Source organism: Chryseobacterium sp. IHB B 17019, assembly GCF_001456155.1.
Classification (GTDB): Bacteria; Bacteroidota; Bacteroidia; order Flavobacteriales; family Weeksellaceae; genus Chryseobacterium.
This window is the reverse complement of record NZ_CP013293.1, coordinates 1010193-1031244: the sequence shown is the minus strand read 5'-3', so window position 1 is coordinate 1031244 and position 21052 is coordinate 1010193. Positions and strand designations below refer to the sequence as shown.

Genomic DNA, 21052 nt, shown 5'->3' with positions numbered 1-21052 from the left:
GTTATCCAAAAATAATCATTGGGTTATTCGTAATCGGGTGGTCGCAAATCGTACAGGGAAAATTGTACGCTTTACTGATGTTTTCAGCAGTAAAAACTTCCTGTGGGCTTCCATAAGCGGAAACTTTACCTGATTTCATCAATAACACTTTATCTGCATATTGTGCTGCTAAATTCAAATCATGCAAAACAACAATCGCCGAATTTGCTTTTTTAGTGAAATTTTTAATAATTTCTAATGCCTTATATTGATGTTTAATATCCAAATTATTCAACGGTTCGTCAAGAAAAAGAAGTTTATGGGCAATTTCATTCTGAAGCTGCGCCAATACCCTCGACAAATGCACACGCTGCTTTTCTCCGCCCGATAATGTGTTGTATTCACGGTCTTTTAAATGAAAAACATCCGTTTCATACATCATATTGTTCATGGCTTCAAGATCTTCTTTCTTCGGTTGTGCATCGAAATACGGGTAACGTCCCATCATCACAACATCCTTCACCTCCAAAGGAATATCATTGCTGTTGTGCTGGGAAAATTTAGCCTTATGTTTTGATAATTCTCTGATTTCCCAAGCGGTGATCGGCTTATCTTTAAATAAAATATTCTGCTTTCCGGATTTTACTTCATTCGCCAAAACACTCAATAAGCTTGACTTTCCTGCTCCGTTGGGACCCACAATCGCAAGGAATTCACCATATTTCAAAGAGACATCTACCCCATCCAGAATACGGAATTCTTTATGTTTATAATTAATCTGGTGCGCCTTAATCATTAGAGTGATTTTTTGAATTTAATTAAAATTGCAATAAAAATCGGCCCTCCCATCAATGCCGTCAAAATCCCGATCGGCAGTTCTGAAGGTTCTACAATGCTTCTGCTGAAAGTGTCTGCCGTCAACAGTAAAATACTCCCGCAGATCGCTGACAATGGTAAAATGAAAGCGTAATTTGATTTAAATAAAAGCCTTAAAATATACGGTACAATAAGACCTACAAAACCAATCGTTCCTGAAAACGCAACGCAACTTCCTACCATCAAAGCAGTTATGATAATGATCTGTTTCTTTAATCTTTCAACATTAATTCCTAAATGCTGTGCATCTTTTTCACCTAACATCATCGCATTCAATGCTTTACCCTGAGGAAGCAGAACGAAGTATGAAATGAGAAGAACTACTGTCAAAATAATATTCTTCGTCCATGTTGCAGCGGCTAAACTTCCTAAATTCCAGAAGGTTAAGTCCCTCAACTGTTCATCTTTTGAAATATAAATCAAAAAACCTGTAATCGAAAAACCAATTGCTGTGATCGCAACCCCCGTCAGTAACATCATGACAACGTTTGTTTTTCCTCCGCTCGTTGAGATCCTGTAGACCAACATCATCGATAAAAAAGCTCCGACAAAAGCGGAAATACCTACCAACGAAAATTGTACAGCCTCAGGAAGATATTGCTTAAAATGTCCTCCTAAAACGATAGCAATTGCGGCAAGTAATGTCGCTCCCGATGTTAAGCCTATCAAATCTCCCGTTGCTAAAGGATTTTTGAACAATCCCTGCAATCCCGTTCCTGAAACCGCAAGCATGCTTCCGATGAGAATGGCCATGATAATTCTGGCTGCCCGAACATCCCAAACCACATATTTATCGCTTAAAGAAAGGCTCGGGTCACGATTGATAACTTTTCCCAATACCTCAAACGCGGATTTACCTCCAAAATCGTAAACCCCGGTATTAAGTGACCATACTGCAATGATAACCAGCAGTATGGCACTTATTATAATATAAAAATATAGTTTACTTTGTGCTTTCAACTAATAATTTGTTTAATCCTACTGCAGCCTCTCCTAATCTTGGTCCGAAACCTGAAACCAAGCCTCCATCCATTGCGATGATCTTCTTGTTTTTACCCGCGTTGGTTTGAGCAACACCTGGCATTTTCAGCGCACCTTCGTTTCCTCCGGCACCTTGAAGGCCGCTTGTGAAGAAGAATAAAACGTCCGGATTTGCTTTAACAACCGCTTCGGGAGTTAATGGCTTAAAATCTTCGAAATCTTTCACTGCGTTTTCACCTCCTGCAAGACCGATCAGGGCATCCATTGGAGTTTTTGTACCTGAAACCATCAGCATATTTCCTCTAGCGTAGATGAACAATACTTTTGGTTTTTTAGCAATGGGCTGGATTTGCTTTAAATCTGCATCGATTTTATCATTAAGTTTTTGATAATCTGTATTTCCGATAGCTTTTGCTACGTCTGCGATTAACTTTTTTGTTCCGTCAACAGTGAATTCCTGCTTGAAAATCTCAGCCTGAATTCCTGAAGATTTTATTTTCCCTAATAATTCCGGGTTGATATCTTTATCAGAAGCTAAAATCAGTGTAGGGTTTACTGCCATAATCGGCTCGATGGTCATTGATCTTACATGACCAAGATCTTTAGCCGTAGCTTTCAAAGATTCCGGGTAAGTACTTGTAACATCGGTTCCTACGATTTCTTTTTCGTGACCTAAAGCAGCTACGATTTCTGTAATTCCGCCGTTTAGGGTAACGATTTTATTGTTGGACTTTGGTGTTTCTGAAGATGTTTCCGTATTGTTTTCGGATTTTACACCTGTTTCTTTTTTGCAAGAATATACTGCCACCAAAACAGATGCCGCCAAAATGAATTTTTTCATGATATATTATTATTTGATTTAATTTATAAAGGTTCGAATTCAAAATTCGGATAGCCACGCACTCCATCTTTAGTCATTGCATTGAATCTTACTTTGTAGTAGAATCCTTCCGCATCCTTCAGGACAAAGAACCTGTTGCTATAAGTCTGAGCTCCGTTTGTACCGGTTGTTGTACGCCATTTGTCACCGATTGCCCTGTGGTCGTTGAAAATAAATTTAGACTGGTCAATATTGCTTAGTTTAAATTCTCCATAAGCCTGATCCAATGTCTGATTAGCAGCAACATCCACCTGATAGGCTCCTACACCACTTACTATATTTGTTAAGATAAAATCAGCGTAGAAATAACTTCCGGCGCTTTGTCCTGGCCCCAGAAATACTTCGTTTGTGAATGTTGAAAATGAAATATCCCAATTATCTTTTTTAGGTTGAATTTCTACAGGCAATCCATTTTGAAGGCTGAAAAAATTAAAGTTATAATCAGGATTTTTTGTGATTACATATTCTTTATATTGCGTATCGTCTAAATCAGCATACCTTAATTTATATCCGTTATTAGCTCTTAAAACCTGAATTTTTTTCCAACCTCTGGATTCGCCTGTTAATGAAACAGATCCCGGCGCTACTGTAGATGTAGGAATTGTTTTCCCCATATTAACCAAATAAATGGCATTTTCGGCATCATTAATTTTAATTTCTGCTATTCCAGTAGTCTGTGTCAGAAAGTTACCATTCGGATTATCAACATATTGCAAGTTGGAAGCAGTAAATGTTCCTATTTGCACCACTGCTGTCAAGCTTGAAACATCAGCGGCTTTTACCGTGCTTATATTGGTAGCATTAGGAATTTTGGCCACAGCCATTCCTATCGCTCCATTAATAATTACACGGAATTCATCTCCATTGTAGAATCCTAATTCCCAATCAGTTCTGAGATTAGTCTTCTGTGGTCTCAGCTTATGAGTTGCCGGATCGACATCGCTCAGGTCAATCCAAACCTGATTAGGCTCTGTTGCCCCTCCCACAAAGGGTTCTGCCGTTGCCCCGGTTGCAGGCGGAACAGCTACCGGATCTTCATCTGCAGATAGACAAGACTGCAAAACAATGGCTAAAGAAAGAGATAGTATTTTTAAATATTTCATATGATTAGTTTATTAAAATTGATACATTAATCTTGCGAAATAGCTTCTGCCATAATATAAATTCAAGCGGTCCGTTGCGGCATTATGTGCTGAAGCTGTGCTGTTTGTACTGTTGATTGTCGTTACGTCAAAAATATTTTTTACCCCAACTGACAATTCCAGGCGTTCCTTCCAAAAAGGTTGGCTTACAACAAAATCCATCATATGGAAACCATCTGTTCTTGCTAAACGAAACGCTTCATTTTCAATCACATATATTCTTGATGGCCCTGTGTATTTATAGAAAAGGTTGAGTGCTGTTTTTGGTCCGGCGAGTTGGTAAGAAACATTGGCTCCTACCTGAAAATTATATTGAAAATCATCCGGAGTCGTAACATCCATTTCCTGCTTGGAAACAGAAATTCCGTTTAATGAGGTTCTTACACCTAATGAAAACTGATCTTTTACAATATTGGCATTAGCACCAAATAATAAACTCCTGTATTTATCAAGGTTCATGTACTTGTAAGTGGAAGGTTTTACAACCATTACATTTTCAATTTTATCATTCAGGTCAACATATAATGCTTCTAAATTATAATTGAATTTCCATCCGTCACCCATATCAAATCCCTGATCCCAGAATAACCCTGCAGAGTATCCGTTTTCCGGCTTCAGATCAGGATTTCCCTGAATATCGTGATTTACGTTTACGAAATAAGTGAATAATTCATCATAAGTGGGATAACGGTCTGCTGTACCGAAAACTCCTCTTAGATTAGAATTTTCAGAGGTTTTATATCTTGCAGAAAGTGAATAATTAAACTGATTGTCGAAGCTGTCACTTACGGATAATCTCGCTCCCGGTCTTAATGAAAATTTATCTGAAACATTCCATTCTGCGGAAAGGAAGGTGCCATAAGTGAAAATTTTTCTCTTTACATTATTTCCATCAAATTCTCCGGCAATTAAAGCGGCATATCCACTGGTATGATCCAATTCGTATCCCAATTGGAAATCAAACTTTTTATTATCCAAAAAATTACTGAACATACCTCTCGAGTAAATTACATCGGTCTTATAATAGGATTGTTCGTTGTAATTTGAATCTTTTGTACGGTTCGGAATATCATAGTTGTAGTCATAGAATTTCCTGTCCTGGTTTTGATATGAGAAATCCCCGTTATACCGGATATGACCTAAATTTGTCTGAATATTAAACTGATGCAGCCAACGCTGGGTATTATAATTTCTATCCAAACTTTTGTAAGAAACACCACCCTGGCCGTCATTCAGAGGAATTCTGTCAACTTTAGGATTGTAATAATTGAATGTTTCGTTCAAATAGGAAACTTTATAGAAAAGTGAAGTTTTATTTTTAGAATATTTTATTAAAGCATTTGCTTCGTATTGATCTTTGGGATTCCATTCGTATCCTCTCTGATTATCCTGTGCAAAGTATTTATATCCTTGTTTTTCTCCTTCATATCCCATAAATTGGTTGTGATTGAAGCTAATATTTGTAAACCAGTTATCATTAAAATTGTACCCTACATTTACATTCTGAATGTGTCTGCCCTGGCCTTTTTTCCTCAGATTATAGCCGTCTCTCACGGTTTCCTCCTGTAAAGTCGCTCTGATACTTAATTTTTTTGAACTGCTTTTCTTTGTGATGATATTAATTACACCTGCCAAAGCGCCATTTCCATATTCAACACCCATGCTTCCTTTTACAATCTCGATTCTTTCGATATTACTTAAACTAAGCTTTGTAAGATCAATATTACTTCCCAAACCTGTATCACCGACTACGGGAATATTATCAATTAAAATCTTCACATAATTACCGCCCAATCCCATAATATTAGCAGTAGAGTTTCCGGAGTTTGTATCTGGGGTGATTTGTATGTTTAAAGATTGATTTAAAACTTCAGCTGCATTGGTAGCCGCCATATTTTTAATCTGCTGTGCATCAATTACCTCAACCTTATAAATAGATTTATTGATTGATTGCTGCATATATTGCCCGGTAATGACAACTTCTTCTATCTTCTTTTGATTAAGAGAATCTTTTTCCTGTGCATTCATCCATAAAACCATGGACAAACTGAGAATGGAAAGCACTTTCTTCTTCATAAATGCAAAAAATTTTTGACAAATATAAAACTTTATTTAGAACAATTAAAAATAATTTTATAGTTTTGTAGAATAATTCTAAATAAAAATAACGTTATGAAATTAAAACTACTTTTAGGAACATTGATGTTTGGTGCTATTACAGCTCATGCTCAAGTAGCAACGATTAATGAAAATTTTAATAGTTTTACTCAAGGTCAGGGGCAAACTGTTTTCCCGCAAAACCAGTGGACAGCCATTTATCCGCCCCCTGTTGGGAATCCTCCTGCAATGATGAATATCATAGCCAACGGAGCAACAGATAATTTTGTTCAGGCTTATTCCGGGGCAAACCAAAACAGCCCTCAATATTTAATTTCCCCGCAGATTATTGCTCCTGCAGGAGATAAAACCATCACATTCAAGGCCAGAAGAAATACAGGTTCTGCTCCGGGATCAGTACAGGTTGGATTGGCTTCAAACCCTGCTGACATGAGCACATTCGTGGCTCTGGCAACAGCTACTACGTTGACGAGTGATGTTTTCCAAACAATATCAGTACCTGTAACAGCTTCTGCTTCACAGTATATTGTTTTTAAATTTGTAGGAGTTTTTGCACCGCATACCGTGATGGAAATTGATGATGTTGTTTACGCTGCAAATTCTACCCTTGCTGTTTCTGACAATGTAAAATCAAAAGAAGAAATCAAATTTGCTATAAATACAGAAAATACCGCACTACAGTTCGTAACTAAAAAAGACCCTAAAAACATCCAGATTTATTCTGCTTTGGGACAAAAAATGGCGGAAGGTAAATTGAGCGGGCAACAATTCGATATCAGCGCTCTTCAAACAGGAGTTTATTATATTCTTATCGAAACAGCCGAAGGAACACTTGTAAAATCAAAGTTCATAAAAAAGTAAAGATTTATTAGACCTAAATTTTAATACTTTCTATTTTTTCTAATAAAGGCTGTTCACTATTGTGAGCAGCCTTTTAATATTATGATAACAGGTCAGAAGTTTTGAAGATGGAAGTTTACGGGCTCTAAATTCCTACTTTCCGCTTCAGACTTCCAGCCTAAAGAGTTTTTGTTCCTTTATAAACCTGTGTCGTACTTTCAAGTATTTTTGAAACATCACGCTTGAAATTCAACAGATGGTCCTGCCCGTTGTGGCGGTTGTGATGTTCTTCACTTTCCCACAATTCCACCATGAAAAATGTCCCCTTATTATCCTTATCTTCTACAAGATCATATTGCAGACACCCCTCTTCCTTTCTCGTTTCTCTTACCAACGTCTGAAAAAGTTCTACCGCTTCCATCAGATAATTTTCATTAAACTTGAAAAGCGCAACTACGTATAAATTCATATTATTTTTTTAATGATGTAAAAGTAAAATATTTTCAGGGCAGAAGATATTTTTCTCGCTTTTATTTATCCACAATAAGAAATCTGGAAATAAATCCGGTTAGTCCACCAGATCCATCAAGGTTTTTTTCTCTAAAATATTTAAAGAAGCATCCCGAACTTCAATCAATACATCATGCAGACTACAGTGATCTTCATTGCAATCATCACATTTCTGGTAAAAATTTAAGCTGACACACGGCAAAAGTGCAATAGGACCATTCACAAGACGGATAATTCTTGCCAATTGTACATTTTCAGGGTTTTCTTTGAAAAAATATCCTCCGCCTTTACCTTTTTTACTATCCAGGATATCAGCTTTTTTAAGTTCAAGCAAAATATTTTCTAAAAATTTCAAAGGAATTTTCTTATGATCAGCAATTTCGGAAATAAGAATAGGACCGTCATTTCTCTTCTCCACAAGATATGACAGCGCTTTAAAAGCATATTGAGATTTTTTAGAAAGCATTACAACAAAAATAAGAAAATAGTTTGAGATGTAATATAAGAATGGAAGTTGGAGGATAGGTGCCGGAAGTTTTGAATGCGAGTGATAACTTCTGGCTTCCAGCCTCAGTTCTTCCAGCCAAAATACTTATTTTTGTCGTATGTTCAGTAAACAGGAAGCACAGCAGTTAAAAAAAGAATTCTGGACGGCTTTTGGAAAGTCATTCCCCAGAAAATGGATTTTGTATGATACGAAAGTCAAAGATTTTTCATTTAAATTCAATGCAGATAATAAAAAGGCGGAGGTTTCTTTGGATATAGAAATGAAAGATGAGATTTTCCGGAATGCTTATTATGAAAAGATATGGTCTCTGGAAGACATTCTGAAAGATTTTATCGGAGATTTTCAAAAAGAAGAATACTTTACACTGGAAAACGGAAAAGTTATCGCCAAAATCTGGGTTGAAAAACACAATGTTTCTATTTTCAATAAAAATACCTGGCAAGAAATTTTTGAGTTTTTTGTTGAAAAAATGGATGGCTTTGAGAGGTTTTATTATGAATATGAGGATTTTATAAAAGATGTGTAAATGAAAGTAAGATATTGTTGGAGGTGTAGAATAGACGTTCCTATGCTTGATGAGGAGGAAAGTAAAATTGCGTCAAGGCTTTATGCAGAAGGCTTTCAGGAATTTAAAAAATCAAAAAAGATTCCTCTTAAAGAAAACTTTACAAAACTTCTGAATTATTATAATGATTTAACAGGTTTTGGAGAAACTGAGCCTAATGCTATTTTGCATCATATTATTGATTTATATGGTCCTGACTGTGAGAATTGCGGAAAACCATACAGAACAGAAAAGGCTACTTTTTGCACAAAATGTGGTAACAAAAGACAATTTTAATATTCAATCACTTTTTACCAAATGGCAAATGCCGAAAAACTTAGTTTACCTAACTTGCAATCATGAAAGAACTATTCGATTTTATTTTAAGATTTGGAAATCTTAATCAGCAGCAGATCGACTTTATCGCAAGTAAGGCAAAGGAAGTCGACCTTCCGAAAGACGAATATTTTTCTGAAGCCGGAAAAATTGCACGACAGGTTGCTTTTGTTGTCGACGGAATTCTGCGTGTTTGCTATTACGATAATAAAGGCGAGGAAATCACCAAGTATTTCATCGAAGAAAATAATTTGGTTGTAGATCTTGAAAGTTTTGACAATGAAATCTGTTCAAGCACTTACGTTCAGGCGGTTACAGACTGCAAGCTAATTGTATTTCAGCGAAAAGACTGGCTTGAACTTTTACAGACCATTGTCGGGTGGGAAGCGATTGTTCATAAAATTATTTCAAGAGCATTAATTCAAAAAGTGGAAAGAAGAAGTCCGCTTGTTTCGGAAGATGCAACTACTCGTTATTTAAAATTTCTTGAAATCTATCCTACCGTTGTCAACAGAATTCCACTCTCTTATGTAGCTTCTTATCTGGGAGTTACACAATCATCACTCAGCCGAATAAGAAAGAATATCCGGTAAAACTGGATTCAGGAAGATGGAAGCTAGAGGTGATGATAGTCAACAATTACATTTGCAGTCTGATAAAACCTCCAGCTTCCCGCTCCCCTACCTCCATCCTCATCATCTTCCAGCCTTCATCTTCAAAACTTCCAGCTCAAACTCTCTTTTTGCCAAATGACAAATGCTATCTTATTTAATTGACGGAATTTTACATCATCAATTAAAACAAACAAAAAATGAATTCAGCATTAATTACAGGAGCCAACAGAAGTATTGGCTTGGAAATAGCAAAGCAACTTTCACAAAAAGGATTATCCGTTTATTTGGGAAGCCGTAACCTTGAAAATGGCGAAACAGTTGTAAAAGAATTAAACGAACAAGGATTTCAGAATATTAAAGCAATTGAAATCGACGTCACCAACCCAGAATCAATATCAAAAGCCAGAGATATTATTGAAAACGAACAGGGAAAACTGGATATTCTGATCAATAACGCCGGAATTCTGGGGCCGATTCCTCAAACTGCGGCAGAAGCATCGATCAAAGATATTCAAAATGTGTTTGATACGAACTTTTTTGGAGTAATCAGCGTTACACAGGCATTTTTAGACCTGCTTAAAAAATCTGACAGCCCAAGAATCAGCAATATTACTTCCGGATTGGGTTCTTTAACTTTACACAGCGATCCGAACTGGAAATATTACAATGTAAAAGGTGCAGCTTATGGCCCGTCCAAATCAGCTTTGAACGCTTATACCATTGTTTTAGCATATGAATTGAAAGATTCTCCTTTTAAAGTAAATGTGATTGATCCTGGGTATACGGCGACGGATTTCAATCATCACAGCGGACCAGGTTCGGTAGAAAGTGCGGCGAGTTTTATCATTAAACATACTTTAACTGATAAAAACGGGCCTACAGGACAGTATTTCAGTAATGATATTGAGGATGAGAGCGGGATTAGTCCGTGGTAGTTTTGTAAATATTAATTAATGGTTTTTTAGGAGCTTGTTCCCGCTATCCACTCATACTCCTCACTCCAAAGCTTTTCTCAATGCTTGTTGCGGGGTAACCGTTACTATCGGGGCTAGGCATTGCGATTATTAAACCTTATAGGTTTTAAAAACCTATAAGGTTTGAATTATCAATTTTTTTTACCCTATAATCATCAAGTTTGTCATCCTGGAAGGATCTAAACAGAATTTTTTAAAGTTTAGCTTAGAAATTCGCGTATAGATCCTTCCAGGATGACAAATATTGTGGCTATTCAGAATATTGAAAAGGATAACTGCCATCTTAGCCCCGATTGCAGTGGAAATCCTTTTTTGAAAAAAAAGATTGTAATGAAAAGCGGGAAATAGCTTCAAAAATAAATAAATCTGCAATTCGGCGTAGTCAAATTGCTTCAAAAAAAAGAATTGAGATTCAGGTTTTTTTATTCACATTCACGATTCGGACACATCATTCGTTGATTCGGCTACATTTCAAAATCAGCAACTTACCATCTTTGTACCATCAATTAAAACAAATAAATATTTTAAAAATGGAAACAAAAAAAGTATGGTTCGTGACAGGAGCTTCAAAAGGTTTAGGATTAGCCTTAGTGAAAAAATTATTGGAAAACAATTACCGTGTTGTAGCAACAAGCAGAAGTTCTCAATCTTTAATTAAAGAAATCGGGGAAGCATCTGATTCATTTTTACCGTTGGAGGTTAGCTTAACGGACAATGAAAACGTAAAATCTGCAATAGCAAAAAGTGTTGACTATTTCGGGCAAATTGATGTCATTGTCAACAACGCAGGATACGGACAACTTGGAACGTTGGAAGAACTTTCGGATGAAGAAGCAAGAGCCAATTTCGACATCAATGTTTTCGGGACTTTGAACGTGATCAGAAATGCAATGCCATATCTTCGTCAGCAAAAATCTGGTCATATTTTCAATATTTCATCGATTGGAGGGTACTCAGGTAATTTTCCGGGATGGGGAGTTTACTGTTCCACAAAGTTTGCAGTAGCTGGTTTGACAGAGTCTTTAGCGGAAGAAATTAAAGATTTTGGAGTGAAAGCAACCGTTGTTTATCCCGGATATTTCAGAACCGATTTCTTAAATAAAGATTCTTTAAGAACTCCAGCGCATTCAATCCAGGCTTATGAATCTGCCAGAAACTCCGAAAGCACTCACCTTAACGAGATCAATGGAAATCAGCCTAACGACCCCGTAAAAGGTGCAGAAGCAATCATCAAAATCAGTGAAGAGCAAAATCCGCCGGTGCATTTTTTATTGGGAAGCGGCGCAGCTGAATTTTTGGATAAAAAGTTTGAGACGATGAAAGGTGATGCTGAGAATTGGGAAAGTTTGACTTTGTCGACTGTGATCTAGTTTTTTAAGCTTAGAGATCCTTCGACTCCGCTTGGGAAAACAGCGTGAAACTTACGTATTAGTTACAACGGTAGTATTAGCGTTCTCATCCTGAGCTTGTCGAAGGATCTTATTTTCATTAATTTCATATCCTTACATCATAAAATATTAAATTTAATTTAAATAATTTAGCATTATGAAACAGACATTTCGCTTTAATTCTATTTCCGATTTTCATGCTTTCTGTAATCTTCCGAATCCTGAACACCCATTGATCAGCCTGATAGATTACAGTAAAGTCCGTTATCCCGTGGATGATACGGAATTGAAATGGATACAGAATTTTTATTCGATAGGCTTGAAAAGGAATATTAATGCTAAGTTCAATTACGGTCAGCAGGAATATGATTTTGATTCCGGGGTGTTGTGTTTTGTTTCGCCGCTGCAGTTTTTGAGCCTTGAAATGAAACCAGGCGTTGAAGTGGAACCCACCGGGTATTTACTATTGATTCATCCCGATTTTCTTTGGGGAACTTCTTTGATCAAGAAAATAAAATCTTACGAATTCTTTAGTTATCAGATTAATGAAGCGCTTTTCCTTTCGGATAAGGAAGAGAAAGTTATAGTTGATTTGTTTAAAAATATCGAAAAAGAATATCAGACAAACATTGATAAATTCACACAGGAATTGATTGTGGCCCAACTTGAACTGTTCCTGATTTATGCCGAACGTTTTTATGAGCGTCAGTTTCTTACCCGAAAAAAATCCAGTCACGAATTGCTGGTGAAATTTGAAGAAATTCTGTCTCAATATTTTGAAAACGGAAACCTCATGGAAAACGGCATTCCTTCCGTGAAAACCATTGCCGAACAGATGAATATTTCACCCAATTATCTGGGAACTTTGCTGCGAATTCATACCCAGCAAAACACGCAACAGCATATTCAGAATAAATTAATTGACCATGCCAAAGAACGCCTCAGCACAACGAATCTTTCTGTCAGTGAGATTGCTTATGAGTTGGGGTTTGAGCATCCGCAGTCTTTTAGTAAGTTGTTTAAGCAGAAGACGAATCAGTCGCCGGGGGAATTTAGGAGGCTGTTTAATTGAGAAAATTATTATTTTGATTTAAATATATTAGTCGTGGATATTCAAACCAGAAAATTAAATTTTATTCAGGAATTTCTGAAAATTCAAAGTGAGGAATTAATTTCTCGCCTTGAGAAGATTTTAATCAATAACGAAGATAATTTTAATCCATTTTCGATCAAAGAATTAAATGCTAGAATTGATCAATCATTACAAGATTCTAAAAATGATATGATAACTGAATCTAATAATTTACTATTCGAAATTAAACAATGGTAGTAAATACATTTAAATAACAAAAAAGAGAAGCTCACACTTCTCTTTTTCTGTTTTTATCCAAACTTCCTCTTCCTCAACCAAAAAAACAATCCTCCCAAAATACCGATAATCGCTAAAGGAAACAGCAAATTAAACCATTGCCAGTTGCTTTTTTCCTCAGTAATTCTTTGTCGATCGAGAAGACGCTCTTCGATGTTTCTGTTTCTCAGTTCCATCAGATTGCTGTCGTCAAGTAAGTAATCTAGGGCATTTCTTAGAAACTGTTCGTTTCCGAATTGCTCATTGGTCAAAAGATCTACGCCTAAAGGAAGCGGTTCACCTTTCAGGACTTTATTTCTTCCCACATCACCATCTGCGATGATGATCATTTTATTTTCCGGGCTTGTGCCTTTGAAATTTGGATAAGATTTTCTTTCAATCCTTGATGAATAGGCAGAATTGAACTTTCCTTCCAGAGACACGGCGTAGATTTTCGGCGTGCTTGGTTTTTCCATTTGTCCGAGACTGTCGACGCTGGAAATTTCCTTTAAATCAACATAATTCGGGACCTGCTTCAATAAAGTTCTTTCGCTTGATTCAAAAAGGACATTGGTTTTAATATTTTTTCTTCCGCCCAACGTATCAATGGAAGTTGGAAATTCAAACTTTACAGGATTGATATTTTTTGTGATCGGATTATTATGTTCTGCAATACCCAACGGGAAATACGGCCACGGAAGACTCGTATATTGAGGATTTCCACCCACTTCACCTGTTACTAATCTTAGCAAAGCAAACTTCTTCACATCTTTCACCAAAGCAGGATTGATCCTGATTCCGTAGTTAAAGAAAAAGTCTGTCATATTGATGTCTACAGGGAAAGGCATCACTTTTTGAGACCTCATCAATGTATCCATTTCTGCATTTATGGCATCAATCATCCACAGCGTTTTTCCACCGTTCATGATGTATTGATCCAAGATTACTTTTTCATTATCTGTAAATGCTTTTCTCGGTTTTGCTATAACCAGGGCACTCATCTGCTTCAACAACGGAACGTCTGCCAATGTAAGTTCCGTCTGGTTTTTAGGAATAATAGGTCCCGCGTCATAACTTTCTAAAGCCAACTGCATGAAACCCTGGAATTCATTGGGACTCAACTCATCCTGATTCACCAAAACACCTATTTTCTTTCTCTTGTTTGCCGCAATATTTTTGATATTTGAAACAAGATTATATTCTAAATTTTCGATTGATTTTGTTAATTGCTGATCGGCATCAATTCCCGTCTGCTGCACAACCAAAGGAATCGAAACGCCTCTTTTGTTGTATTTTACAACCGCATAAGGAAATAAATAGATCTGCGAAACTTTTCCGTCCTTGATGTCCGGAAGTACCGAAGGCTGCATTCCCATTGCCATCAGCGTGTCCTGAGACATTTTGGTTTTTACAGGATCAATGAATTTAAAATCAATTTTAGGATTAATTTTCCTGAATTCTTCCAGCATGAACCTTGTTTCGCTCTGAAGCTGCTTAAAGCTCGCCGGGAAATCTCCTTCCAGATAAACGTCGACTGTTAAAGGTTTTTTAACGGATTCCAATACTTTAATCGTATTATCGGAAAGGGTGTATCTTTTTTCTTTGGTTAAATCCAATCTGATTCCTGAAACTGCCAAAATGATTACCAACGGCAACAGCACGAAAAGTAAAATTCCTAATGGAGATTTAAATTGTATCTTCTTCATAATTCTACTTCTTTTTATTGATAAAATGGTTGGACAAAACTAACGTAACACCGATAATCAAAACAAAATAAGCAACATCCTTAAAATCAATAAGACCTCTCGTAAAGCCTAAGAAATGCTGATAAAAACCGATATTCTGTAAAATAAAATCTGCTCCTCCTAATAATTTATAGCTAGCTAATTGTTCGATTCCGAAATACATGATAAAACACATGAAAACGCCCAACAAATAAGCCATAATCTGGTTTTGAGAAAGCGAAGAAGCCAATATTCCGACTCCGGAAAATGCTGCAATTAAAATAATTAAACCGATATAGCTTCCGAAAGTCATTCCCAAGTCGATATTCCCTGCCGGAACGCCCAAAACATAGACTGTATAAAGGTAAATCAGTGATGGAATCAAACATAAAATCCCAACAATCCAAACGGAAAGGAATTTCCCAAACACCAAATCTGAAATTTTTAAGGGTTGTGAAAATAACCAGTTTAATGTTCCTGTTTGCTGTTCTTCCGCAAAAGTTTTCATTGAAAGCGCCGGAATGATGAACATTAATAACCAAGGAACCAAAACGAAATAACTTTGTAAAGAAGCCATTCCGATCTCAAAAATATTAGAATCGTTGTCGAAAAAAAACAGAAACAATGTCGTTATCAGACTGAAAGCCGCAATGATCACCCATGCGCTCCAGTTGCCGAAGTAACTCCAAAGTTCTTTTTTTAAAATTGCAAACATGTTTTTTAGTTATGAGTTATAAATTATGAGTTATGAGTTACCAGCTATATGTTGAAAAATTTAAGTTAGAAAATCTAAATCAACTTATAACTAATAATTCATAACCTATAACTTTTTCTTGTTTTTATTAACCAGCTTAACGGTCATCATGATCAAAAATACCAGAACGAAAAATCCTGTAATTAATTGCCACCAGTATTCAATGACCATTGATTTTAATATTACCGTGAAAACGACCAAAAATAGAATAAAAGTTGCGATTTCGTTCGCTTGCCTTAATTTTATGTTGGCTGTTTCCAACGTATTTCCGTTGAGCTCTTTTAATTGTAAAACTTTTTTCCAGCACCAGTAATGATAAATTGCCAATCCGATCAGGAAGGTTAATTTTAAATGAAACCAAGGAGTTTTCATTAAGCCCAAATTCAGAAAAATCATGATGATTCCGCATACCGCCATGATAATTCCGGCCGGAACGGTGATGATATTCCAAAGCCTACGAGCCATGAAAGTGTATTGTTCTCTTAAAATTTTCTTCTTTTCCTCAGCAAATTCATCGGTATCTTTATAGTAAACGAAGATTCTCACGAGATAAAAAATTCCCGCAAAATAGCTTACCATGAAGATAATATGTAGTGCTTTTATTATAGTGTAAAGCATATTTTTTTGCTATAGGCAATAAGCTATAAGCTTTAGGTCAGTTTTAACGGCTTAAAAGCTTCTTGCCTAAAGCTTACAGCCTATCGTATTAAATTACTCCAAGTTCCTTTCCTACTTTTTCAAAGCCGGCAATCGCCTTATCCAAATGTTCTCTTGTATGAGCCGCAGAAAGCTGAACTCTGATTCTCGCTTTTCCTTTCGGTACAACAGGATAAAAGAACCCAATTACGTAAATCCCTTCATCCATCAGTTTTTCAGCCATTTTCTGAGCCAAAGGAGCGTCGTACAGCATTACAGGAACAATTGCAGCATCACCATCAGGAATATCAAAACCTTTAGCTTTCATTTCTGCTCTGAAATATTCTGCGTTTTCCATTACTTTATCACGAAGAGAAGTGTCTTCAGAAATCATATCCAAGACTTTCAAAGCTGCACCCACGATTCCCGGAGCCAATGAATTTGAGAATAAGTATGGACGAGAACGTTGTCTCAACATATCGATGATCTCTTTTTTACCGGAAGTAAATCCTCCCAAAGCACCACCAAGAGCCTTTCCTAATGTAGAAGTAATGATGTCTACTCTACCCATTACATCGTTAGCCTCATGAGTTCCACGACCTGTTTTCCCGATAAATCCGGTTGCATGAGAATCGTCAACCATCACCAAAGCGTCATATTTATCAGCTAAATCACAAACTCCTTTCAGGTCTGCAACAATTCCGTCCATTGAGAAAACCCCGTCTGTAACGATGATTTTGAAACGGTGATTTTTTTCGGAAGCAGCAATCAACTGTGCTTCCAAATCTGCCATATTATTGTTTTTGTAACGATATCTCGCCGCTTTACAAAGACGAACTCCGTCAATGATCGAAGCGTGGTTCAATTCATCAGAAATAATAGCATCTTCTTCCGTAAACAAAGGTTCAAAAACTCCTCCGTTTGCGTCAAAACAAGCAGCATACAAAATGGTATCTTCAAGACCTAAAAATTCAGCAATTTTTGCTTCCAATTGCTTGTGAATATCCTGAGTTCCGCAGATAAAACGTACCGATGACATTCCATAACCATGAGATTCTATCATGTCCTGCGAAGCTTTCATGACTTCCGGATGGTTTGATAATCCCAAATAATTGTTGGCACAGAAGTTCAACAGCTTTTTTCCGTTGGCTTCTATTTCCGCACTTTGCTGAGAAGTAATGATTCTTTCTCTTTTGTAAAGCCCGTCGTTGTCAATATTTTGTAGTTCGTTCTGTAAATTTTCAAGATACTTTTTAGAGATCATTTCTGGTAATTTTTTAGATGCGCTAATTTAATAAAAAAAGCCGTTTCAATCTCATGAAACAGCTTTATTATTTGATAATTCGTAAAGAATCTTTATTTTAATTCTAATTTTTATTTCTTTAAAAATTTCACATTCTTATCTTTAATCTTAAAAATATAAGTTCCAGGAACAAGTTCGGAAATATTAATCGCCTTTTCGGGCTGATAAGTTCCCTTTCTCACCAATTTTCCATCTGTAAAATAAATGGTAAAATCTGTAGCCTTATCAATTCCTTTTATGTTCAATTCGTTCTTTGCCGGATTCGGATATAAAGCAAATTCTTCTACATTAAAATCTGAAGTATTTAAAGTATTATCCTGAGTTACCGTTGAATTTTTTTCTAAAATCTGATATTCATAATTAAATTCTACACTTGCCACCGGAAAAGCAACCGACTGTACAAAATATTGGTTGTTGGTTGTATTATTTAATTTAAAATAAGCAGTCTGTCCACCCGTTCCATTTACTTTTATCGGAAGAGGCATTTCGTAAAAACTTACAGTGGGACTACTTTGAGTCTGAGCTGCTTTGATAATGATCTGACCTCCGGACTGTCTCCATCTGATGTCGTAAATAGGATATCCTTCGCCATAAATCCAGTCGTTGAAAAATTCCGTGAAATTAGTTCCTGTCGACTGCAATAAAGATGCATTTAAATCCTGTGTTTTTGCGTAGTTATAAGCTAAATTCGGTCTAGAATGATAATCCTGGATAGCCTGATAAAAAGCTGTATCGCCTAAAATCCATTTCAACATTCTAACCACATATCCTCCTTTGGAATAAGACAACCTTCCACTGAAAATTGTTCCCACACTTCCCAAATTGGAATCAGCTACATACACACTTCCACCGGGAGAACTTGTAATAAAGTTCTTCTGATCCAATAAATAGTTCATAAATTGAGTATTGGTCATCAGCAGTTTCTCATTGGCCAGATGTTCCCCGAATGTTGCAAACCCTTCATTCAGCCAGATATCGTTCCAGGCACCGCAGGTTATTTTATCTCCAAACCATTGATGGGCAAGTTCATGCGCAATAAGCCCCCTGGTCCATCCTCCCATTGAAGACATGGTCTGATGTTCCATTCCGCCACCGACCTGAAATTCCATGTGTCCGTATTTTTCATTTCTAAAAGGATACGGCCCAAGGTATGTTTCAAAGGTGTTCATAACCGTTTTTGTCCATTCAATATTGCTCATACTGGTTGTATTGGCAGCTGTGGAGGGAAAAATATAATTCACAAAAGGAAAAGGCGGATTTCCCATTGTATCATTCAGCTTAACAAAATTCGTGATCGAAAGTGCCACCAGGTAAGAAGCCATCGGATACATTGTTCTCCAGAAAGTCAGTTTCTGACTACCCGGAAGTGTAGTTTCAGACATCAATTTTCCGTTGGCTGCAACATTATACTGAGAAGGTGTTGTTATTTTAAAATCAAATCTGTCGATCTTATCATTCAGGCTTTGTTTTGTTGGAAACCAGTCCTGTGCCCCGTAAGGTTCGCTTAACGTTGACAACACTGCGGTTCCTCCCTGAGATCCGTTAAAGAAAGCATTATAAGTGGCGGATGGTGCCCCCGAATACGTTATCGTTAAAGAATCCAGAACATTGGCCGGAAGAGCACTCTGAAAATCAATTTTAATTTCTTTAGTCGGAAGTTGCTGGAAAGCAAGTGTATTACCGTGGTACTGCACTTGCGAAACCGTCATCTGATTATCAAGATCAAAATAAATACTGTTAAGGCTCTGATTAGGCTTAAAATGGGACGTTACCGATCCTGAAATATTATAGATAGCAGGATTTAGCGTGACATTCATTCTCTGATATTGCAGGTCATAATTCAGCGTATTCGGATTGATATTCCCGACTGCCATTTTCTGGGCAAAAGATTTCATTTCCTTTGCAATAAGTCCCTTTTTTTCAATATTATCGTTCTGAGCGTAAAACTGCTGGAAAACAAAAACGCTCAAAAGTAAAAAGTAAAATTTTTTCATACTCAAGTTATAATGTTTCAAAGATAAAAAAAACCTTCTAATCATTGATTAAAAGGCTCTTATATTATTCAAATAAAAAATATTTTTAAAGATCTAATGCCGGTTCTAGAATTTTTTCCATTCTTTTCTTCACCATATCCACAGATCCTGCATAATTATTTACCATTAGTGAAAAAACTAAAGTCTTCCCCGAGTTCGTTTTCAGGTATCCTGCTAATGTTTTTACTTTATTTAAAGTTCCTGTTTTAGCAAAAACCTGTCCGTTTCCTGTTCCGATAAACATTCTTTTCAACGTTCCGGACTGCCCGCCCACCGGCAATGAATTAAAATAAGTTTTATAATATTTTTCGTCCATTAAAGAAGTTAAAAACTTTGCCTGAGCAATCGGGGTTACATTGTTGCTTCTTGAAAGCCCACTTCCATCCATATAATTCAGTCCCATCATATCGAAGCCTTCATTTTTCAGGTGTTCGGTAACTACTCTTCTTCCTGATTCCGTAGTTTGATCACCCAAGCTCTGGAAACCGACTGTTTTTAATAAAGCTTCAGCTAAGCCGTTATCACTATGCTGGTTAGTATAATAAACAATATCGCTCAATGTCGGAGATTTGTACGCTGAAACCAATTTTCTGCTTTCAGGGTTTGCGTCTGTCATTTTAGGAATCACTTTTCCCGTTACCCCAATACCGCTTTTTACCAAAGTCGTTCTGAAAGAATTGGCCAGATAAGCCGGTGCATCAGGTAATTTTGTTGTTAGAATCGGTTCTCCTTCATACTTTTCGGCATATACCATTTGCTTGTTGTAAGGCGAAACATAGAAAAATTTCTTTTCCTGTGAAAGGCTGCTTCCTTTTTTTACGATCAGCTTTTCATTTGCTGGATTGATCTCACGGGTGGTTCCGGCCGGCAAATAGTAATTATTGTTTTCTAGCCAAACAACATTTTCCGGAAGTCTTGAAATGTTACCTTTGAAAAGCGCTGTCTGAATAATAATATCACCATTTACCTTTTTGATTCCCTCGCGAGAAAGCCCGCCGATGAAGTCTGAAACGATATCTCTGTAAGACCAGGCTCCGGCTTTATTAGTACCCAAAGACGGGTCGCCGCTTCCTATGATATAAAGATTCCCGTTCAATACTCCATTTTCATCAATACTTCCCGAATATTCCAGCTGTGTCATCCAACGGTAATTTTCACCTAACAGATTCATTGCTGTTTCTGTGGTTAATAATTTCGTTGTAGAAGCAGGAACCAAGGCAGTATTTTCGTTGTACGAAGAAATTACTTTGTTCGTTTTAGGATCATACACTACGAATCCCCAGTTTGCATTCTTTAAAACGGGGTCGGTCATCATTGTGTTTACATTAATATCTACAAGTTCTTTAGCCGACAGAATAGTTTTCTCCACAACCGAAGTAATGGGAGAAGGTAGGTTTAAACTTTTCTGATTTTCGTAAGATTGAGAATATAGAACTGTAGAAACGGTAGACTGAGCAAGAACAAATCCTGAAGCTAGTACCGCTATGCCTGAAATATATCTTCTGAAATTTACCATCTATTTTTTTTATTTTGCTATAGTTTGGATAGGTTAAAAATCAAATGG

The 21052-nt window shown here is 36.6% G+C and carries 21 protein-coding genes; 8 read left to right on the top strand and 13 right to left on the bottom strand.

What is annotated here, in order from left to right:
• Window position 1: 1 nt before the first annotated feature.
• The 5 genes from ATE47_RS04710 to ATE47_RS04690 are packed head-to-tail and all read right to left on the bottom strand — an operon-like array spanning window position 2 to window position 5934.
• Window positions 2-775: a heme ABC transporter ATP-binding protein gene (locus tag ATE47_RS04710; RefSeq protein WP_062160874.1), complete on the bottom strand. Its 774-nt coding sequence runs from the start codon at window positions 773-775 to the stop codon at window positions 2-4.
• Window positions 775-1815, bottom strand: a complete 1041-nt coding sequence (locus tag ATE47_RS04705; RefSeq protein WP_062160873.1) for a FecCD family ABC transporter permease — start codon at window positions 1813-1815, stop codon at window positions 775-777. Before ATE47_RS04705 ends, ATE47_RS04710 begins: the two co-directional genes overlap by 1 nt.
• Window positions 1799-2677 (bottom strand): heme/hemin ABC transporter substrate-binding protein, encoded by an 879-nt coding sequence (locus ATE47_RS04700; RefSeq protein ID WP_062160872.1) that lies wholly within the window; start codon window positions 2675-2677, stop codon window positions 1799-1801. Before ATE47_RS04700 ends, ATE47_RS04705 begins: the two co-directional genes overlap by 17 nt.
• A gap of 23 nt (window positions 2678-2700) precedes the next feature.
• Window positions 2701-3819, bottom strand: coding sequence for an HmuY family protein (locus ATE47_RS04695; protein WP_062160871.1), 1119 nt, complete (start codon window positions 3817-3819; stop codon window positions 2701-2703).
• A 12-nt stretch (window positions 3820-3831) separates the two neighbouring features.
• Window positions 3832-5934: a TonB-dependent receptor plug domain-containing protein gene (locus ATE47_RS04690; protein WP_062160870.1), complete on the bottom strand. Its 2103-nt coding sequence runs from the start codon at window positions 5932-5934 to the stop codon at window positions 3832-3834.
• A 96-nt stretch (window positions 5935-6030) separates the two neighbouring features.
• On the opposite strand from ATE47_RS04690, the gene ATE47_RS04685 reads away from it, so the two are divergent.
• Window positions 6031-6837, top strand: coding sequence for a T9SS-dependent choice-of-anchor J family protein (locus ATE47_RS04685; RefSeq protein ID WP_062160869.1), 807 nt, complete (start codon window positions 6031-6033; stop codon window positions 6835-6837).
• 157 nt (window positions 6838-6994) lie between these two features.
• Here ATE47_RS04685 and ATE47_RS04680 read toward each other — a convergent pair whose 3' ends face one another.
• Complete coding sequence (locus ATE47_RS04680) at window positions 6995-7285, bottom strand: putative quinol monooxygenase (protein WP_062160868.1); 291 nt, start codon at window positions 7283-7285, stop codon at window positions 6995-6997.
• A 99-nt stretch (window positions 7286-7384) separates the two neighbouring features.
• Entirely contained in the window at window positions 7385-7792 is a 408-nt protein-coding gene (locus ATE47_RS04675; protein ID WP_062160867.1) for an RrF2 family transcriptional regulator, read from the bottom strand.
• 139 nt (window positions 7793-7931) lie between these two features.
• On the opposite strand from ATE47_RS04675, the gene ATE47_RS04670 reads away from it, so the two are divergent.
• The 7 genes from ATE47_RS04670 (at window position 7932) to ATE47_RS04640 (ending at window position 13020) form a co-directional block, all read left to right on the top strand.
• Window positions 7932-8360: a DUF4268 domain-containing protein gene (locus ATE47_RS04670; protein WP_062160866.1), complete on the top strand. Its 429-nt coding sequence runs from the start codon at window positions 7932-7934 to the stop codon at window positions 8358-8360.
• Window positions 8361-8675 carry a hypothetical protein gene (locus ATE47_RS04665; protein WP_062160865.1) on the top strand — a complete coding sequence of 105 codons (315 nt, stop codon included), beginning with the start codon at window positions 8361-8363 and terminating at the stop codon, window positions 8673-8675.
• A gap of 62 nt (window positions 8676-8737) precedes the next feature.
• A complete protein-coding gene (locus tag ATE47_RS04660; protein WP_062160864.1) occupies window positions 8738-9307 on the top strand; it encodes a Crp/Fnr family transcriptional regulator in 570 nt (189 codons plus the stop codon).
• 218 nt (window positions 9308-9525) lie between these two features.
• Window positions 9526-10263, top strand: coding sequence for an SDR family NAD(P)-dependent oxidoreductase (locus ATE47_RS04655; protein ID WP_062160863.1), 738 nt, complete (start codon window positions 9526-9528; stop codon window positions 10261-10263).
• Between the two features lie 569 nt (window positions 10264-10832).
• Window positions 10833-11672, top strand: a complete 840-nt coding sequence (locus tag ATE47_RS04650) for an SDR family NAD(P)-dependent oxidoreductase (RefSeq protein WP_062160862.1) — start codon at window positions 10833-10835, stop codon at window positions 11670-11672.
• 175 nt (window positions 11673-11847) lie between these two features.
• Window positions 11848-12762, top strand: a complete 915-nt coding sequence (locus ATE47_RS04645) for a helix-turn-helix domain-containing protein (RefSeq protein WP_062160861.1) — start codon at window positions 11848-11850, stop codon at window positions 12760-12762.
• 33 nt (window positions 12763-12795) lie between these two features.
• Window positions 12796-13020, top strand: coding sequence for a hypothetical protein (locus ATE47_RS04640; protein ID WP_062160860.1), 225 nt, complete (start codon window positions 12796-12798; stop codon window positions 13018-13020).
• Between the two features lie 53 nt (window positions 13021-13073).
• Here ATE47_RS04640 and gldG read toward each other — a convergent pair whose 3' ends face one another.
• From gldG to dacB, 6 genes are all read right to left on the bottom strand, one after another.
• A complete protein-coding gene (gldG, locus tag ATE47_RS04635; RefSeq protein ID WP_062160859.1) occupies window positions 13074-14744 on the bottom strand; it encodes a gliding motility-associated ABC transporter substrate-binding protein GldG in 1671 nt (556 codons plus the stop codon).
• 4 nt (window positions 14745-14748) lie between these two features.
• Window positions 14749-15477, bottom strand: a complete 729-nt coding sequence (locus tag ATE47_RS04630) for an ABC transporter permease (RefSeq protein ID WP_062160858.1) — start codon at window positions 15475-15477, stop codon at window positions 14749-14751.
• A gap of 105 nt (window positions 15478-15582) precedes the next feature.
• Window positions 15583-16134, bottom strand: a complete 552-nt coding sequence (locus ATE47_RS04625) for a CopD family protein (protein ID WP_062160857.1) — start codon at window positions 16132-16134, stop codon at window positions 15583-15585.
• Between the two features lie 88 nt (window positions 16135-16222).
• Window positions 16223-17416 (bottom strand): glycine C-acetyltransferase, encoded by a 1194-nt coding sequence (gene kbl / locus ATE47_RS04620; protein ID WP_062160856.1) that lies wholly within the window; start codon window positions 17414-17416, stop codon window positions 16223-16225.
• Window positions 17417-17526: 110 nt separating this feature from the next.
• Window positions 17527-19449 carry a M1 family metallopeptidase gene (locus tag ATE47_RS04615; RefSeq protein ID WP_062160855.1) on the bottom strand — a complete coding sequence of 641 codons (1923 nt, stop codon included), beginning with the start codon at window positions 19447-19449 and terminating at the stop codon, window positions 17527-17529.
• 85 nt (window positions 19450-19534) lie between these two features.
• Complete coding sequence (gene dacB, locus ATE47_RS04610; protein WP_062160854.1) at window positions 19535-21004, bottom strand: D-alanyl-D-alanine carboxypeptidase/D-alanyl-D-alanine endopeptidase; 1470 nt, start codon at window positions 21002-21004, stop codon at window positions 19535-19537.
• Window positions 21005-21052: the final 48 nt, after the last annotated feature.

Coding starts and splice junctions, on each gene's coding strand:
- ATE47_RS04710 (WP_062160874.1), bottom strand. CDS start 775: ATGATTAAGGCGCACCAGATTAATTATAAACATAAAGAATTCCGTATT.
- ATE47_RS04700 (WP_062160872.1), bottom strand. CDS start 2,677: ATGAAAAAATTCATTTTGGCGGCATCTGTTTTGGTGGCAGTATATTCT.
- ATE47_RS04695 (WP_062160871.1), bottom strand. CDS start 3,819: ATGAAATATTTAAAAATACTATCTCTTTCTTTAGCCATTGTTTTGCAG.
- ATE47_RS04690 (WP_062160870.1), bottom strand. CDS start 5,934: ATGAAGAAGAAAGTGCTTTCCATTCTCAGTTTGTCCATGGTTTTATGG.
- ATE47_RS04685 (WP_062160869.1), top strand. CDS start 6,031: ATGAAATTAAAACTACTTTTAGGAACATTGATGTTTGGTGCTATTACA.
- ATE47_RS04680 (WP_062160868.1), bottom strand. CDS start 7,285: ATGAATTTATACGTAGTTGCGCTTTTCAAGTTTAATGAAAATTATCTG.
- ATE47_RS04675 (WP_062160867.1), bottom strand. CDS start 7,792: ATGCTTTCTAAAAAATCTCAATATGCTTTTAAAGCGCTGTCATATCTT.
- ATE47_RS04670 (WP_062160866.1), top strand. CDS start 7,932: ATGTTCAGTAAACAGGAAGCACAGCAGTTAAAAAAAGAATTCTGGACG.
- ATE47_RS04665 (WP_062160865.1), top strand. CDS start 8,361: ATGAAAGTAAGATATTGTTGGAGGTGTAGAATAGACGTTCCTATGCTT.
- ATE47_RS04660 (WP_062160864.1), top strand. CDS start 8,738: ATGAAAGAACTATTCGATTTTATTTTAAGATTTGGAAATCTTAATCAG.
- ATE47_RS04655 (WP_062160863.1), top strand. CDS start 9,526: ATGAATTCAGCATTAATTACAGGAGCCAACAGAAGTATTGGCTTGGAA.
- ATE47_RS04650 (WP_062160862.1), top strand. CDS start 10,833: ATGGAAACAAAAAAAGTATGGTTCGTGACAGGAGCTTCAAAAGGTTTA.
- ATE47_RS04645 (WP_062160861.1), top strand. CDS start 11,848: ATGAAACAGACATTTCGCTTTAATTCTATTTCCGATTTTCATGCTTTC.
- gldG (WP_062160859.1), bottom strand. CDS start 14,744: ATGAAGAAGATACAATTTAAATCTCCATTAGGAATTTTACTTTTCGTG.
- ATE47_RS04630 (WP_062160858.1), bottom strand. CDS start 15,477: ATGTTTGCAATTTTAAAAAAAGAACTTTGGAGTTACTTCGGCAACTGG.
- ATE47_RS04625 (WP_062160857.1), bottom strand. CDS start 16,134: ATGCTTTACACTATAATAAAAGCACTACATATTATCTTCATGGTAAGC.
- kbl (WP_062160856.1), bottom strand. CDS start 17,416: ATGATCTCTAAAAAGTATCTTGAAAATTTACAGAACGAACTACAAAAT.
- ATE47_RS04615 (WP_062160855.1), bottom strand. CDS start 19,449: ATGAAAAAATTTTACTTTTTACTTTTGAGCGTTTTTGTTTTCCAGCAG.
- dacB (WP_062160854.1), bottom strand. CDS start 21,004: ATGGTAAATTTCAGAAGATATATTTCAGGCATAGCGGTACTAGCTTCA.